This window comes from Citrobacter sp. wls706 (assembly GCF_005281305.1).
GTDB lineage: Bacteria > Pseudomonadota > Gammaproteobacteria > Enterobacterales > Enterobacteriaceae > Citrobacter > Citrobacter werkmanii.
The window spans coordinates 380960-396878 of record NZ_SZXG01000030.1; the positions used below are offsets into that span (position 1 = coordinate 380960).

Here is a 15919-nt window from a genome sequence, read left to right on the forward strand (position 1 = left end):
GGTAATGAACACGGAGTACAATGACGCAAAAACACGCAATGAACTGACGAAACGGGTTGCAAAAACGCTTATTGATCGCGGTTTAACGTTGACTACCGCAGAATCTTGTACAGGAGGAAACTTGGCCGCCGCGCTTTGTGCACAGGCGGATACCGCAGAATTTTATGATATCGGCGTTATAACCTTTAGCGATCGTGCCAAGCAGAAAATGCTCGGCGTGCGGGCCAGTACGCTGGAGAAATATAGCGCCGTTAGTGAGCAAACGGTAAGTGAGATGTCTGTAGGGATACGTGAGCAAGCCGGAACCGATATCAGCATAGCCATTAGCGGATATGCGGGGCCGGAGGGTGGGGAGGATGGTACTCCCGCAGGAACGGTGTGGTTTGCGTGGAATTTCCGCGGGCGGATAATAACAAAACGGGAATATTTTTCCGGTGATTGCCAGGACGTTATAGAAAAGGCGGTACGTTTTAGCCTGGCGGTATTGGTTGAAGAAGTTTCAGTCTGGAAGAACAAATAAATAAACCAGGACTTATCCGAGTAAATATCTCAACGCAATGTGAAGTTATCATCGTAAGGACCAGGTTAATATTTGGCAAAAATGAAGTTGTGGGTAAATTATAAAGGTCATGTCATTCATTTTGTTCTACGCTTATTAGTCTTTGCGATGAATGATGACTCATGAGAGGTGATTGAATGACTGACCTAAATAAAGGAAAACAGACCACCAATAAAACTAATTCAGAACGTTTTCCGCAGCCGCCTTTTCCACATCAAAAACAACCTTTTCCGGGTCTGGCTGGAAAAATGCAACCGCGTCCCGATCATGGCGAAGAAAGCTATCAGGGAAGCGGCAGGTTAAATGGTCGCAAGGTATTAATTACCGGAGGTGATTCAGGTATTGGGCGTGCAGTTGCCATTGCTTATGCCCGCGAAGGCGCCGATGTCGCGATTAATTACTTACCTGAAGAAGAGGACGATGCGCGCGAAGTTGTCGAATTGATAAAAAAAACAGGGAGACAAGTCGCGGCGATTCCCGGTGATATTCGTGACGAAACTTTCTGTAACCATCTGGTAAAACAGGCGGTAGAAGCGCTGGGAGGGTTGGATATTCTGGTGAATAACGCCGGTCGTCAGCAATTTTGCGAATCGATCGAAGACCTCACCACAGAAGAGTTTGATGCGACATTCAAGACCAATGTCTACGCCATGTTTTGGATCACCAAAGCGGCTGTTCCTCATTTCTCACGAGACAGCGTGATTATTAACACCTCGTCGGTACAGGCTTATGAGCCAAGTGAGATCCTGCTTGATTATGCTCAGACCAAGGCGGCGATAGTGGCATTTACTAAATCGCTGGCAAAGCAACTGGCACCCAAAGGGATCCGTGTGAATGCTGTCGCGCCTGGACCGTACTGGACGGTATTGCAGTGTTGCGGCGGCCAACCACAGGAAAAAATTGAGAAATTTGGCGCAAATGCGCCGCTCGGTCGGCCAGGCCAACCGGTAGAAATTGCTCCGCTGTATGTCACTTTAGCGGCTGAAGAGAATAGCTATACATCCGGTCAGGTATGGTGTTCTGACGGGGGGACCGGAACCCTCTGACGTCTATGTTCGCTGAGTCGAAACGTCCGCGGGGGAAAACCAGCGCGGACAATACTGTATAAGGGCAGGGGGCGGCATGTACCGCTCCCTGAATATTAACCAATGACAGCGATGCCAAGACGTTCCAGGATCAACGATGCCTGGTAGCTGTCCAGTTTAACGCCTTGCAAATCAACACCCCGGACATCGAGATCGCCCAGTTCTGAATTGGTCAAATCACAGTGCGTAAAGTTTGCTGCCCGCCAGTCGAACGATGAAAACTCGCCGCCAGAGAGGTCCGATCCACTGAACGTTGCGCCAAGTACCTGAGTACCCATCCAGCGGTTTTCCCACAGCTCGCACTTTTCCAGTACGACTTTTGAAAAGTTGGCGTAGCTTAAGTTGGTATTGGTGATATAGGCGCTACAAAACCAGGTGCGTGTGGTAATCATATTCATAAAGCTTGCGCCGCGAAAATCTGAACCTTGTGCACGGCAGTGGCGAATTTCGATTCCCAGCGCACTCACATTCCTGAAATCCGCCATGGAGAGATCGCAACTTTTGAAAATGGCATCTTTCAGGATAGCGCGGCTAAAATTACACCCTTTCTGGCTCTCTCGATCATAAAATTGGCAGCCAATAAACTCAGTACCGCTAAGGTCGGCACCCGAAAAATCACAGTTGAAAAATGTGCTATTTTCGACTTTCTCACCGGTGAACCTGTTTCTGTCAATTTTTTCGCCAACTAACGCCAGAGTCATCATGATTAACCTGTTTTTTTATACAGTGATTGCAACATGGTAAACTGTTTTAACCCTCGCGTCCAACGTCTGCCCCTGTACGCTAAATTTGGTGTTTCTTGAGTAACGCACGGAGCTGATGGTAGGTCAGACCTAATAATTCAGCGGCTTTTTTCTGATTAAATTTCGCTTGCTGTAAGCTGGTTTGCAAAAATTCCTTTTCCTGCTGCTGTTGGAATTCACGCAGATCCAGCGGTAAGGCTACTGATGTGTGTCTGGTTTCTTGCACCAGCGGCGGTGTGGTGTGACGCCTGAACGGGTCAATCACAATCTCATTCAGCGGGTAATCGCTGGTCCCGTGTCGGTAAACTGAACGCTCCACGACGTTTTTCAGCTCACGAATATTGCCCGGCCAACGGTAGTGGAGGAGCGTTTCTTTGGCCTCGTCGGTGAACCCTGGAAACAACGGTAACCCGATCTCACGGCACATCTGAATGGCAAAATGTTCAGCCATTAGCATGATATCGCTTTGACGTTCGCGTAACGGTGGGAGTTGCACCACATCAAAAGCCAGACGATCCAGCAGGTCGGCGCGGAACGTGCCTTCATTCACCATGCGCGGCAGGTCGGCATTGGTTGCACAAACCAGTCGTACGTTGACCTGCAGCGGCTGGCTACCGCCTACGCGTTCCAGCTCTCCGTACTCAATAACGCGCAGCAGTTTTTCCTGTACCAGCATCGGGGCGGTCGCCAGTTCATCAAGAAACAGCGTGCCGCCATCGGCGCGCTCGAAACGACCCGGATGACGTTTCTGTGCGCCAGTAAAGGCGCCAGCTTCGTGACCGAAGAGTTCAGAATCGAGTAAATTTTCGTTGAGCGCCGCGCAGTTAAGTGAAATAAACGGGCCTTGCCAGCGGGTGGAGAGATAGTGCAGGCGGTTGGCGATAAGCTCTTTCCCCGTACCGCGTTCCCCAATGACCAGCACAGGTTTATCCAGCGGCGCGAGATGAGAAACCTGCTCCAGAACTTCAATAAAGCTGTTCGCTTCGCCCAGAAGATTATCTTTGTATCCTGCCATGATGAAATTCACCATTTGTTAGTGTTATTCACCAATTTACCCTATTTATCCCGGCAGGTAAAATTGGATATTTTCATATAATTCAATGAATTAAAAAGTTGGCATGCGAAGTGCATTAGAACAGCAGCAGGGCATTGCCCGATATCAGAACAGTAAGTGAGGATTACATTATGGGTATTTTTTCTCGTTTTGCCGACATCGTGAACGCCAACATTAATGCGTTGCTGGAAAAGGCTGAAGATCCGCAGAAGCTGGTGCGGTTGATGATCCAGGAAATGGAAGACACGCTGGTTGAGGTGCGCTCCAACTCCGCACGCGCTCTGGCAGAAAAGAAACAGTTATCGCGTCGTATCGAACAGGCCAGCGCCCAACAGGCAGAGTGGCAGGAAAAAGCAGAGCTGGCGCTGCGTAAAGAAAAAGAAGATTTGGCGCGTTCTGCGTTAATCGAAAAACAGAAACTGACTGATCTGATTGCCTCGCTGGAGCATGAGGTGACGCTGGTTGACGATACGCTGGCGCGTATGAAAAAAGAGATCGGTGAGCTGGAAAACAAACTTAGTGAAACCCGTGCTCGTCAGCAGGCGTTGATGCTGCGCCACCAGGCGGCGAGTTCTTCCCGTGATGTTCGTCGTCAACTGGACAGCGGCAAACTGGATGAAGCGATGGCGCGCTTTGAATCTTTTGAGCGCCGTATCGATCAAATGGAAGCTGAAGCTGAAAGCCATAACTTCGGTAAGCAGAAGTCTCTGGATCAGCAATTTGCTGACCTGAAAGCAGATGATGAAATCAGCGAGCAGTTGGCGCAATTGAAAGCCAAAATGCAGCAAGACAAGCAATAATAATATCTGGCGGTGCCCGAACGCGCCGCCGTTCATCACCTGTAAGGAGTACTCATGAGCGCGCTATTTCTGGCCATCCCGTTAACCATCTTTGTGCTTTTCGTCTTACCGATTTGGCTCTGGCTGCATTACAGCAATCGTTCCAGTCGCGGCGAGCTGGCGCAAAGTGAACAACAGCGTCTGGTAGAACTTAACCAGGATGCACAGAGGATGCGTGAGCGCATTCAAGCGCTGGAAGATATCCTTGATGCTGAACATCCAAACTGGAGGGACCGCTAATGGGGGGCGTTAATCTGAATAAAAAACTGTGGCGTATACCGCAGCAGGGCATGGTGAAAGGGGTTTGCGCGGGTATTGCGCATTATCTCGATGTTCCTGTGAAACTGGTGCGGATCCTGGTGGTACTGTCCATCTTTTTTGGTCTGGCCTTTTTCACCTTTGTCGCCTACATCGTACTGACGTTTGTGTTGGATCCGATGCCGGACAACGTGGTTTCCGGAGAACAGCAGCCATCAAGCGGTGAGCTGTTGGATGCTGTCGATCGTGAGCTGGCTGCAAGTGAAAAGCGTTTGCGTGAGATGGAGCGTTATGTGACATCTGATACCTTCACATTACGCAGCCGCTTCCGCCAATTGTGAGGTTAAAAATGAATAATCGCTGGCAACGTGCCGGGCAAAAGGTAAAGCCGGGCTTTAAAATAGCAGGTAAGCTGGTGCTGCTGACTGCGCTGCGCTATGGCCCGGCAGGGGTAGCAGGGTGGGCGGTGAAGTCCGTGGCCCGACGTCCGCTAAAAATGTTGCTGGCGTTAGTACTTGAACCTTTGTTGAGCCGGGCAGCGACAAAATTGTCGAAACGCTATTCAGGTAATCAACCCTGATATCCGAAACAACAAAAGCAAGCAACAATTAATCAACATTCCCTCAGTTAATTTGCGGCAGCTCACAAATACGATTTTTTGGCTGCCAAAATTCTTTTATAACCCCCCTCCAGGCCACCTCAGCTGATTGACAGCTTATTTCCGGCAGAGTAGTCTCTTGCGTCATGGGACCGCTACCACGAGAAATGAAGGTGAACCAAAAAATCCAAAAATGTCTGAGTGAAGTCTATGGAGACACATTTTCTTCACTTCACTATGAAGCGCTGGTTGCACGTTTAGAAAAAGCACGAAAATTAATTAAAAAAAACCGTAAAGCGCATTGGGATGAGGGCGATGTCGTTCTGATCACTTACGCCGATCAATTTTACGCGGAAGATAAAAAACCGCTGCCAACGTTTAATCAGTTTTATAATGAATGGCTTAAGTCGATATTTTCTCATGTGCACCTGTTGCCATTTTATCCGTGGTCATCGGATGATGGTTTTTCAGTAATTAATTACTATCAGGTTGCCGAAGAAACCGGTGACTGGAATGATATTAAGCAATTAGCTGAATCCAGTCGACTGATGTTTGATTTTGTTTGTAACCATATGTCAGCTAAAAGCGAATGGTTTAATAACTATTTGCAACAGCTTGACGGTTATGAAGATTTCTTTATTGCGATGGATCCTGATACGGACCTGAGCAACGTCACGCGCCCGCGCGCATTACCGTTACTGACCCCGTTTACGTTGAAAGATAATACAGTGCGTCATCTCTGGACGACGTTCAGCGACGACCAGATCGATCTCAACTATGCCAATCCATTAGTATTACTGGCGATGATCGATGTACTACTGAGTTACCTGGAGCAGGGCGCTGATTATGTCCGCCTGGATGCGGTTGGTTTTATGTGGAAAGAGCCAGGGACAACCTGTATTCACCTGGAAAAAACGCATCAGCTTATCAAACTGTTCCGCGCTATTGCTGATTGCGCGGCACCTGGTACAGCGATCATTACTGAAACGAACGTTCCGCATAAGGATAACATTTCCTATTACGGTAATGGCCGCGATGAGGCTCACATGGTGTACCAGTTCTCGCTGCCGCCGCTGGTGCTGCATGCGGTACAACGCCAGGATACAACGACATTGTGTCAGTGGGCGCAATCACTGGAACTGCCATCGACTGAGACCACATGGTTTAATTTCCTCGCATCGCATGACGGAATTGGCCTCAACCCGTTACGGGGCCTGTTACCTGAAGATGAAATCATGCGACTGGTGACGGAATTACAACAAGAAGGCGCCCTGGTTAACTGGAAGAATAATCCTGATGGTAGTCGAAGTCCGTATGAAATTAACGTCACGTATATGGATGCGTTAACGCCGGGTAATAGCAGTAATACTGAAAGATTTGCCCGCTTTATTCTCGCCCATGCCATTTTGCTGAGTTTTCCAGGCGTACCGGCGATTTACATTCAAAGTATCCTCGGGTCACGTAATGACTATAAAGGTGTGGAGGAACTGGGGTATAACCGGGCGATCAACCGTAAAAAATATCATATCAGACAAATAGAAACGGAACTGGCTGATGAAACCTGTTTGCGTCACGCCGTTTACCATGAGTTATCCCGATTGATTGTTCTACGACGTAATAATAAAGCATTCCATCCTGATAGTAATTTTAAGATTTACAGTGTTACACCGGCCGTTATGCAAATTAAGCGTACGGCAGAGACAGGCGAAGAAATTACCGGTTTATTTAATGTCAGCGGTCAGACACAAACCATTAATATTGATATTGAAAATGGATTTGATTTGATTAGCGAAGAAAGTATTTCGGGTAAGGAATTAACACTACACGCCTGGCAGGTTATGTGGGTTAAGAAATAAAAAGGAACATTTCATGCTTAAAGCTAAAATTGTGCTGATTTCAGCACTGGTGTCCTGCGCCCTGGTTTCTGGGTGTAAGGATGATAAAAAATCCTCTGTCGCAATTGAATTTATGCACTCTTCTGTAGAGCAGGAGCGGCAGGCGGTTATTGCCAAACTGATTGAGCGCTTTGAAAAAGAGAACCCCGGTATCAGCGTCAAACAGGTTCCTGTTGAAGAGGATGCTTACAACACCAAAGTGATTACCCTCGCGCGTAGCGGTTCACTTCCGGAAGTTATTGAAACCAGCCATGACTACGCGAAAGTCATGGACAAAGAATCGCTTATCGATCGTAAAGCGGTGGCGCAGGTCATTAACGGTGTAGGTGAAGACGCGTTTTATGATGGCGTACTGCGTATTGTACGCACCGAAGATGGCTCTGCATGGACCGGGGTTCCGGTCAGCGCCTGGATTGGCGGGGTCTGGTATCGCAAAGATGTACTGGCAAAAGCAGGCCTTGAAGAACCGAAAGACTGGCAGCAATTGCTCGACGTGGCGCAAAAGCTAAACAATCCTGCCAGCAAAAAATATGGTATTGCGCTCCCTACGGCGGAAAGCGTATTGACCGAACAGTCCTTCTCCCAGTTCGCGCTTTCTAACCAGGCTAACGTTTTCGATGCGCAGGGAAAGATAACCCTTGATACGCCAGAGATGGCGCAGGCGCTGGAATACTATCGCTCGCTTGCGGCAAACACGATGCCGGGTTCTAACGACATCATGGAGGTCAAAGACGCTTTCATGAACGGCACTGCACCAATGGCTATTTATTCCACCTATATCCTCCCGGCGGTGATTAAGGAGGGGGATCCTCAAAATGTTGGCTTTATGGTACCGACGGAAAAAACCTCTGCTGTATATGGCATGTTGACGTCGCTGACCATAACCGCAGGACAAAAAACCGAAGAGACAGAAGCCGCAGAAAAATTTGTCACCTTTATGGAGCAGGCCGACAACATTGCTGACTGGGTAATGATGTCCCCAGGTGCCGCGCTCCCGGTTAATAAAGCGGTGGTGAACACCTCAACGTGGAAAGATAACGCCGTCATTAAAGCGCTGGGTGAGTTACCCAATCAGCTGATTGCCGAACTGCCGAATATTCAGGTCTTCGGCGCAGTCGGCGATAAGAACTTTACCCGCATGGGTGACGTTACGGGTTCCGGCGTCATAAGCACCATGGTGCACAACGTCACGGTAGGAAAAGCTGACCTTTCAACGACGATGAAGGCCAGCCAGACCAAACTGGATGACCTTGTTGAACAGCGCTAATGGGGAAATGGAAAGCCGTGATGAATAAGTTCTTTTCAGGTCGATCGGATATGCCATTTGCCATGCTGCTGCTGGCGCCCAGTTTGCTCTTGCTGGGTGGTTTAGTTGCGTGGCCGATGATATCTAACATCGAAATCAGCTTTATGCGTCTGCCGCTCAATCCGCAAATTGAGTCAACATTTGTCGGCCTGAGTAACTATATCCGTATCTTAACCGATCCCGGATTCTGGCATTCGCTGTGGATGACGGTCTGGTATACCGCGCTGGTTGTTGCCGGGAGCACGGTGCTGGGGCTGGGAGTGGCGATGTTTTTTAACCGTGAGTTTCGTCTGCGGAAAACGGCGCGCTCACTGGTGATCCTCTCTTACGTAACGCCATCTATTTCGCTGGTGTTTGCCTGGAAATACATGTTCAACAACGGCTACGGCATTGTGAACTATCTCGGCGTTGATCTGCTGCATCTGTTTGAGCAGGCGCCGTTATGGTTCGACAATCCAGGCAGCAGCTTCGCACTGGTCGTGCTGTTCGCCATCTGGCGCTACTTTCCGTATGCCTTTATCTCGTTTCTGGCGATTTTACAGACTATTGATAAATCGCTGTATGAAGCGGCGGAAATGGATGGCGCGAACGCCTGGCAACGGTTTCGTATCGTCACGCTGCCAGCGATCATGCCGGTGCTGGCGACCGTAGTCACGCTGCGTACGATCTGGATGTTCTATATGTTCGCCGATGTTTATCTGCTGACCACTAAAGTCGATATTCTCGGGGTCTATCTCTATAAAACAGCGTTTGCATTTAATGACTTAGGCAAAGCGGCCGCTATTTCTGTCGTCCTCTTCGTCATCATTTTCGCTGTTATCCTGCTGACCAGAAAACGGGTGAACCTCAATGGCAACAAATAAACGCACGCTTGGCCGCATCGGCTTTTACTGTGGATTAATTGTCTTCCTGGGCATCACGTTATTTCCGTTTTTTGTGATGCTGATGACCTCATTCAAAAGCGCAAAAGAGGCGATCTCGCTGCATCCCACGCTGTTACCTCAGCAATGGACGCTGGAACATTACATCGACATTTTTAACCCGATGATCTTCCCGTTTGTTGACTACTTCCGTAATAGCCTGGTGGTATCGGTCACGTCATCGGTGGTGGCGGTGTTTCTCGGCGTGCTTGGGGCGTATGCGCTTTCCCGTCTGCGTTTTAAGGGACGGATGACCATCAATGCCAGTTTTTACACGGTGTACATGTTTTCGGGGATTTTGCTGGTGGTGCCGTTGTTCAAAATCATTACGGCCCTCGGCATTTATGACACCGAAATGGCGTTGATTATCACCATGGTGACCCAAACGCTGCCGACAGCCGTGTTTATGCTGAAAAGCTACTTCGACACCATTCCGGATGAGATAGAAGAGGCCGCGATGATGGATGGATTAAATCGTCTGCAAATTATCTTTCGCATCACCGTGCCGTTGGCCATGTCCGGTCTGGTTTCAGTCTTTGTGTACTGCTTTATGGTTGCGTGGAATGACTATCTGTTCGCCTCGATTTTCCTCTCCAGCGCCAGCAATTTTACCTTACCGGTCGGTCTGAACGCGCTGTTCAGTACGCCTGACTATATCTGGGGACGCATGATGGCCGCATCGTTAGTCACCGCATTGCCGGTGGTCATTATGTATGCGCTTTCCGAACGTTTTATTAAAAGTGGCTTGACCGCAGGCGGCGTGAAAGGCTAAGCGGCCAGTTTAATTAAGGAGTTGTAAATGAAGAAGTTAGTTGCCACAGAACCGCGCGTTGCGGCGCTGGTGGAATATGAAGACAGAGCAGTTTCCGCCAATGAAGTGAAAGTTCGCGTTCGCTTTGGCGCGCCGAAACATGGCACGGAAGTCGTCGATTTTCGCGCGGCCAGTCCGTTTATTGATGAAGATTTTAACGGCGAATGGCAAATGTTTATGCCGCGTCCGGAAGGGGCGCCGCGCGGAATTGAGTTCGGTAAGTTCCAGCTTGGCAACATGGTGGTGGGCGATGTCATTGAGTGTGGTAGTGATGTGACCGATTACGCCGTCGGCGATTCTGTATGCGGCTACGGCCCACTGGCAGAAACGGTAATCTTTAACGCCGTAAACAACTACAAACTGCGCAAAATGCCAGAAGGTAGTTCGTGGAAAAATGCCGTGTGCTATGACCCTGCACAGTTCGCCATGAGCGGTGTGCGCGATGCCAATGTGCGCGTCGGCGACTTTGTTGTCATCGTCGGATTAGGGGCAATTGGCCAGATCGCCGTACAACTGGCTAAGAAAGGGGGTGCGTCAGTGGTTATTGGCGTGGATCCGATTGCCCATCGTTGTGATATCGCGCGTCGCCATGGGGCTGATTTCTGTCTGGATCCGATTGGCACCGACGTGGGCATGGAAATTAAAAAGCTGACCGGCAAACAGGGCGCGGATGTGATTATCGAAACCAGCGGCTATGCGGATGCGCTGCAATCGGCGCTACGCGGTCTGGCCTATGGCGGAACCATTTCCTATGTCGCCTTCGCCAAACCTTTTGCTGAAGGGTTTAACCTGGGCCGTGAAGCGCACTTCAACAACGCCAAAATCGTCTTCTCCCGCGCCTGCAGTGAACCAAATCCAGATTATCCGCGCTGGAATCGCAAGCGCATTGAGGAGACCTGCTGGGAACTGTTGATGAACGGTTATCTGAACTGTGAAGAGCTTATCGATCCGGTAGTCACCTTCGCCAGCAGCCCGGAAAGCTATATGCAGTATGTCGATCGCCATCCGGAACAGAGCATCAAAATGGGCGTGACGTTTTAATTAAGGAATACAGAAAATGAAAATCGGAACACAGAATCAGGCTTTTTTCCCGGAAAATATTCTCGAGAAATTCCGTTACATCAAAGAGATGGGTTTTGACGGTTTTGAAATTGACGGCAAATTGCTGGTCAACAATCTTGAGGAAGTGAAAGCGGCGATCAAAGAAACGGGTCTGCCCGTGACCACCGCCTGCGGGGGGTATGACGGTTGGATCGGTGATTTTATCGAAGAACGTCGTTTGAATGGTTTACAGCAGATTACACGCATTCTCGAAGCGCTGTCCGAAGTAGGCGGGCAAGGCATTATTGTCCCTGCCGCCTGGGGCATGTTTACCTTCCGCCTACCGCCGATGACCTCTCCGCGTAGCCTGGACGGCGATCGCAAAGCCGTCAGTGATTCATTGATTTATCTCGATAAAGTTGCCGAGCGTACGGGGACGGTGGTGTATCTCGAGCCGCTCAACCGCTATCAGGATCATATGATCAACACCCTGTCGGATGCTCGCCGCTATATCGTGGAAAACAACCTGAAGCATGTGCAAATCATTGGTGATTTTTACCATATGAATATCGAAGAAGACGATATGGCACAGGCGCTGCATGACAATCGCGATCTGTTGGGACACGTGCATATTGCGGATAACCATCGTTATCAGCCGGGGAGCGGTACGCTGGATTTCTCTGCGCTTTTTGACCAACTGCGTGAAGATAATTATCAGGGCTATGTAGTGTATGAAGGGCGCGTACGGGCGGAGAACCTGCCGGAAGCATACCGTCAGTCGCTGGCCTGGCTGCGTACCTGCTAAGAGGATTTCCGTGAAAAGTGCACTGACAAGCGCTCCGCTACGTGTCGCCATTATCGGCGCCGGGCAGGTAGCGGATAAAGTTCATGCTTCGTACTACTGCACCCGCAACGATCTGGAACTGGTGGCTGTCTGTGACAGCCGCCTGTCACAGGCGCAGGTGCTGGCAGAGAAATATGGTAATCCGCAGGTTTGGGACGATCCTCAGACGATGTTACGCGAGGCTAAGCCAGATATCGTCAGCATCTGTTCGCCCAATCGTTTTCATTATGAACACACCATGTTGGCGCTGAACGCTGGCTGCCATGTGATGTGCGAAAAGCCCCCAGCCATGACGCCAGACGAGGCGCTGGAGATGTGTCAAACGGCGCGGCGGATGGGGAAGGTACTGGCTTACGATTTTCATCATCGTTTCGCACTGGATACACAATTGCTTCGCGAACAGGTAATGAGCGGCGTGCTGGGTGAAATCTATGTCACTAATGTCCGCGCCTTGCGCCGCTGCGGCGTACCCGGCTGGGGTGTTTTTACCAACAAGGAACTGCAGGGCGGCGGGCCGCTGATTGATATCGGTATCCATATGCTTGATGCCGCGATGTATGTGTTGGGCTTCCCGGCGGTAAAGCGCGTTAACGCGCACAGCTATCAGCGTATTGGCACACGTAAGAGCAGCGGCCAGTTTGGGGCATGGGATCCCGCGACGTACACCGTTGAGGATTCTCTGTTCGGCACGATCGAATTTCATAACGGCGGGATCCTGCGCCTTGAGACCTCTTTCGCGCTGAATATTCCTGAACAATCGATTATGAACGTCAATTTCTGTGGCGATCTTGCCGGGGCGACCTTATTTCCGGCGCAGGTCTATACCGATCGTGACGGAACGCTGGATGTGCTGTTCCAGCGCGAAATAGCCGATGACAATCGTCACTTTCGCAGCATGGAGTCTTTCGTAAATCACGTACAGGGCGAGCCTGTCGCTATTGCGGACGCAGAGCAGGGCGTCGTTATTCAACAACTGGTTGCCGCACTGTATGAATCGGCTGAAACAGGAACATATGTAGACTTATGACGAAGCCAGTAATGCTAACCGAACCGGCTTTTTGCCCACACAGTCTGAATAAATTCGCTTCACTCATGACGACCGGCAACGGTTATATGGGAATTCGCGCCAGCCATGAAGAAGCCTACACTTTACAGACTCGCGGCATGTATATTGCGGGACTGTATCATCGGGCAGGGAAAGGCGAAATTAATGAACTGGTTAATCTGCCGGATGTCGTGGGCGTGGAGATTACGCTTAATGGCGAGATTTTCTCGCTAACCAGCGGCGTGATTGAGAGCTGGCACCGAGAACTGGATTTTACCAGCGGTGAATTACGCCGTGCCCTGGTCTGGCGAGCGTCTGGCGGCGCACGTTTTGCCATTGAGAGTCGGCGGTTTGTCTCGGCGCAAAAATTGCCGCTGTTTGCTATGGAAGTTGCCGTTACCCCATTGGATGGTGATGCCTGCATTGGCATCTCAACCGGGATTGATGCCACGATCACCAATCACGGACGTCAGCATCTGGATGAAACGCAGGTCCGGGTATTTGGTCAGCATCTTCTGCAAGGCATTTACACCACCCAGGACAATCGCAACGATATCGCGATCACGACGTTTTGCGACGTAGACGGTGCGGCGCAGCGCTGCTTCACCGCGAAAGAACGTCGGTTGTTACAACACAATAGCGTGCAGGCGAAAACCGGACAACGCGTTACGCTGACGAAAATTAGCTGGATCGACTGGGCGAGCGAGCGCAGCCTGTCGCTGGAAACCTGGGGACGCCAGTCGCTGCGTAATCTGGAAGCGTGCGCCCAGCAGGGATATGACGCGCTGCTGGCGGAATCGACCGCCAACTGGCATGCCTGGTGGCAAAGCCATCGTGTTCAGGTCACCAGTAATGATATGAGCGATCAGCGAGCGCTGGATTATGCGCTCTATCATTTGCGTGTAATGACGCCAGATCACGATGAGCGCAGTAGTATTGCGGCGAAAGGTCTGACGGGAGAAGGGTATAAAGGCCACGTTTTCTGGGATACCGAAGTCTTTCTGTTACCGTTCCATCTCTTCACCGAGCCGAAAACCGCAAGAAGTTTATTGCGTTACCGCTGGCATAATTTGTCGGGCGCGCGTGAGAAAGCCCGCCGCAACGGTTGGCAGGGGGCGCTGTTTCCCTGGGAGAGCGCGCGCAGCGGTGAGGAGGAGACGCCTGAATTCGCGGCGATCAACATCCGCACCGGGCTGCGGCAGAAAGTGGCCTCCGCACAGGCTGAGCATCATCTCGTGGCGGATATTGCCTGGGCGGTGATCAATTACTGGCATACCACCGGGGATATGAACTTTATGTCCCGTGAAGGTATAACGCTGCTTCTGGAAACAGCAAAGTTCTGGATCAGCAGAGCCGTCATGGTTAATGACCGTTTAGAGATCCACGATGTTATTGGCCCGGATGAATACACCGAGCATGTGAACAATAATGCGTTCACCAACTACATGGCCTGGTACAACGTGGAGCAGGCGTTGGATTTTGCGCGTCGCCTGGGCTGTAACGATGAGACCTTTATTCATCGTGCTGAGCATTTTTTACGCCATCTCTGGCGTCCGGAAGCGTTGTCCGATGGTGTGTTACCTCAGGATGACACCTTCCTGAGCAAACCGGTTATCGATCTGTCCAGTTACAAAGCGAAAGCGGGCAAGCAGACGATTTTGCTCGATTACTCCCGCGCAGAGGTCAATGAGATGCAAATTCTCAAACAGGCCGATGTGGTGATGCTGACCTATATGCTGCCGGAGCAATTTACCCCGCAAATCTGTCTGGCGAACCTGCGGTTTTACGAGCCGCGCACCATTCATGACTCGTCTTTGAGTAAGACTATCCATGGGATTGTGGCTGCGCGTTGTGGTGATTCAGAGCAGGGATATCGCTTCTGGCGTGAAGGATCGCTTATCGATCTCGGAGACGATCCACATAGCTGTGATGACGGTATTCACGCAGCGGCGACGGGGGCCATCTGGCTGGGTGCAATCCAGGGATTTGCCGGAGTGAATGTTCGCCACGGGGAGTTACATCTTACCCCTGTATTACCTGAGCATTGGCAAACTCTGTCTTTCCCACTGCGTTGGCAGGGCGTTGATATGCAGGTCACTATCAATAAAGCTGAAATCCGCATTAGCACCACTGAGCGTATTACCTTGTGGGTTAATGGCGAAAAGATCGCCGTCCAGGGGGCGTCAGCGATTACTTATGACGGTGTTATTACGTCTATTTATGGGACCGCTACCACAAAAAGGGATGATGAATGATACTCAAACCACAGGCCATCATTTTTGATTTGGACGGCGTGATTACCGATACCGCACATTTGCATTTTCTGGCATGGCGGCAGGTAGCCAACGAAGTAGGGATTGCGATCGACGAAGCATTTAATGACAGCCTGAAAGGGATTAGTCGCAGCGAATCACTGCAACGTATTTTGCACCACGGCGGGAAGGCGGGGGAGTTTACTCCGGAGACTTGCGCACAATTGGCTGAGAGAAAGAACCGGCTGTACGTCCATTCTTTGCGCCAGTTAACGGTCGACTCAGTATTGCCTGGGATTCGCGAGCTGTTAATGACGTTACGGGAAGAGCGGATTCCGGTTGGGTTGGCCTCAGTGTCGCTCAATGCGCCCACTATTTTACAGGCGCTTGATCTTAGCGCTTGTTTTGACTTTTGTGCGGATGCAGCGCTGATAACCCATTCAAAACCGGATCCGGAAATATTTCTGGCGGCCTGTGCGGGGCTTGGCGTTGACCCGCAGCAGTGCATTGGCATAGAAGATGCACAAGCGGGCGTTGATGCGATCAACGCCTGCGGCATGCTCTCCGTTGGCATCGGTACGGGGCTGAACGGGGCAAGCTTGCAGCTTCCTTCAACCGAATTTTTGACGTGGCCGTGCTTATCGGCTTTCTGGCAACACGACAAGTAAA

17 protein-coding genes are annotated in these 15919 nt (G+C 50.5%); 15 read left to right on the forward strand and 2 right to left on the reverse strand.

All coding sequences use genetic code 11. The annotated features are described in order from the left end of the window. Nucleotides 1-4: 4 nt before the first annotated feature. Entirely contained in the window at nucleotides 5-520 is a 516-nt protein-coding gene (locus FDW92_RS09765) for a 2-oxo-tetronate isomerase (protein ID WP_042308115.1), read from the forward strand. Nucleotides 521-696: 176 nt separating this feature from the next. After that, complete coding sequence (locus tag FDW92_RS09770; RefSeq protein WP_042308117.1) at nucleotides 697-1605, forward strand: SDR family oxidoreductase; 909 nt, start codon at nucleotides 697-699, stop codon at nucleotides 1603-1605. Nucleotides 1606-1700: 95 nt separating this feature from the next. On the opposite strand, the gene FDW92_RS09775 is transcribed toward FDW92_RS09770, so the two are convergent. Together FDW92_RS09775 and pspF are read right to left on the reverse strand one after the other, a co-directional pair. After that, nucleotides 1701-2345, reverse strand: coding sequence for a quinolone resistance pentapeptide repeat protein QnrB69 (locus FDW92_RS09775; RefSeq protein ID WP_042308119.1), 645 nt, complete (start codon nucleotides 2343-2345; stop codon nucleotides 1701-1703). Nucleotides 2346-2427: 82 nt separating this feature from the next. Then, nucleotides 2428-3417, reverse strand: a complete 990-nt coding sequence (pspF, locus tag FDW92_RS09780; protein ID WP_169742010.1) for a phage shock protein operon transcriptional activator — start codon at nucleotides 3415-3417, stop codon at nucleotides 2428-2430. 155 nt (nucleotides 3418-3572) lie between these two features. Here pspF and pspA point away from each other — a divergent pair, with 155 nt between their 5' ends. The 13 genes from pspA (at nucleotide 3573) to pgmB (ending at nucleotide 15918) form a co-directional block, all read left to right on the forward strand. After that, a complete protein-coding gene (gene pspA / locus FDW92_RS09785; RefSeq protein ID WP_003020532.1) occupies nucleotides 3573-4241 on the forward strand; it encodes a phage shock protein PspA in 669 nt (222 codons plus the stop codon). A gap of 54 nt (nucleotides 4242-4295) precedes the next feature. Then, nucleotides 4296-4520: an envelope stress response membrane protein PspB gene (pspB, locus tag FDW92_RS09790; protein ID WP_004193245.1), complete on the forward strand. Its 225-nt coding sequence runs from the start codon at nucleotides 4296-4298 to the stop codon at nucleotides 4518-4520. After that, the gene (pspC, locus tag FDW92_RS09795) at nucleotides 4520-4879 is read left to right on the forward strand and encodes an envelope stress response membrane protein PspC (protein WP_004193243.1); all 360 of its coding nucleotides are present in this window, start codon (nucleotides 4520-4522) and stop codon (nucleotides 4877-4879) included. The genes pspB and pspC overlap by 1 nt, the downstream gene beginning before the upstream one ends. An 8-nt stretch (nucleotides 4880-4887) precedes the next feature. Next, nucleotides 4888-5118, forward strand: a complete 231-nt coding sequence (pspD, locus tag FDW92_RS09800; RefSeq protein WP_038640914.1) for a phage shock protein PspD — start codon at nucleotides 4888-4890, stop codon at nucleotides 5116-5118. A 164-nt stretch (nucleotides 5119-5282) separates the two neighbouring features. Continuing rightward, nucleotides 5283-6992, forward strand: a complete 1710-nt coding sequence (locus tag FDW92_RS09805; protein WP_042308122.1) for a sugar phosphorylase — start codon at nucleotides 5283-5285, stop codon at nucleotides 6990-6992. A gap of 13 nt (nucleotides 6993-7005) precedes the next feature. Then, the gene (locus FDW92_RS09810; protein ID WP_042308124.1) at nucleotides 7006-8298 is read left to right on the forward strand and encodes an ABC transporter substrate-binding protein; all 1293 of its coding nucleotides are present in this window, start codon (nucleotides 7006-7008) and stop codon (nucleotides 8296-8298) included. Between the two features lie 20 nt (nucleotides 8299-8318). Next, the gene (locus tag FDW92_RS09815; protein WP_042308518.1) at nucleotides 8319-9200 is read left to right on the forward strand and encodes a sugar ABC transporter permease; all 882 of its coding nucleotides are present in this window, start codon (nucleotides 8319-8321) and stop codon (nucleotides 9198-9200) included. Continuing rightward, nucleotides 9187-10029, forward strand: a complete 843-nt coding sequence (locus tag FDW92_RS09820) for a carbohydrate ABC transporter permease (protein ID WP_003020474.1) — start codon at nucleotides 9187-9189, stop codon at nucleotides 10027-10029. The genes FDW92_RS09815 and FDW92_RS09820 overlap by 14 nt, the downstream gene beginning before the upstream one ends. Before the next feature lie 27 nt (nucleotides 10030-10056). Next, nucleotides 10057-11109, forward strand: coding sequence for a zinc-binding alcohol dehydrogenase (locus tag FDW92_RS09825; protein ID WP_042308127.1), 1053 nt, complete (start codon nucleotides 10057-10059; stop codon nucleotides 11107-11109). Between the two features lie 16 nt (nucleotides 11110-11125). Next, on the forward strand, nucleotides 11126-11914 hold the full coding sequence (locus FDW92_RS09830; RefSeq protein ID WP_042308128.1) for a sugar phosphate isomerase/epimerase: 789 nt from the start codon (nucleotides 11126-11128) through the stop codon (nucleotides 11912-11914). 10 nt (nucleotides 11915-11924) lie between these two features. Then, nucleotides 11925-12980, forward strand: a complete 1056-nt coding sequence (locus FDW92_RS09835; protein WP_042308130.1) for a Gfo/Idh/MocA family oxidoreductase — start codon at nucleotides 11925-11927, stop codon at nucleotides 12978-12980. After that, entirely contained in the window at nucleotides 12977-15253 is a 2277-nt protein-coding gene (locus FDW92_RS09840; RefSeq protein ID WP_137400611.1) for a glycoside hydrolase family 65 protein, read from the forward strand. The genes FDW92_RS09835 and FDW92_RS09840 overlap by 4 nt, the downstream gene beginning before the upstream one ends. Beyond that, nucleotides 15250-15918, forward strand: coding sequence for a beta-phosphoglucomutase (gene pgmB, locus FDW92_RS09845; RefSeq protein ID WP_042308133.1), 669 nt, complete (start codon nucleotides 15250-15252; stop codon nucleotides 15916-15918). Before FDW92_RS09840 ends, pgmB begins: the two co-directional genes overlap by 4 nt. Nucleotide 15919: the final 1 nt, after the last annotated feature.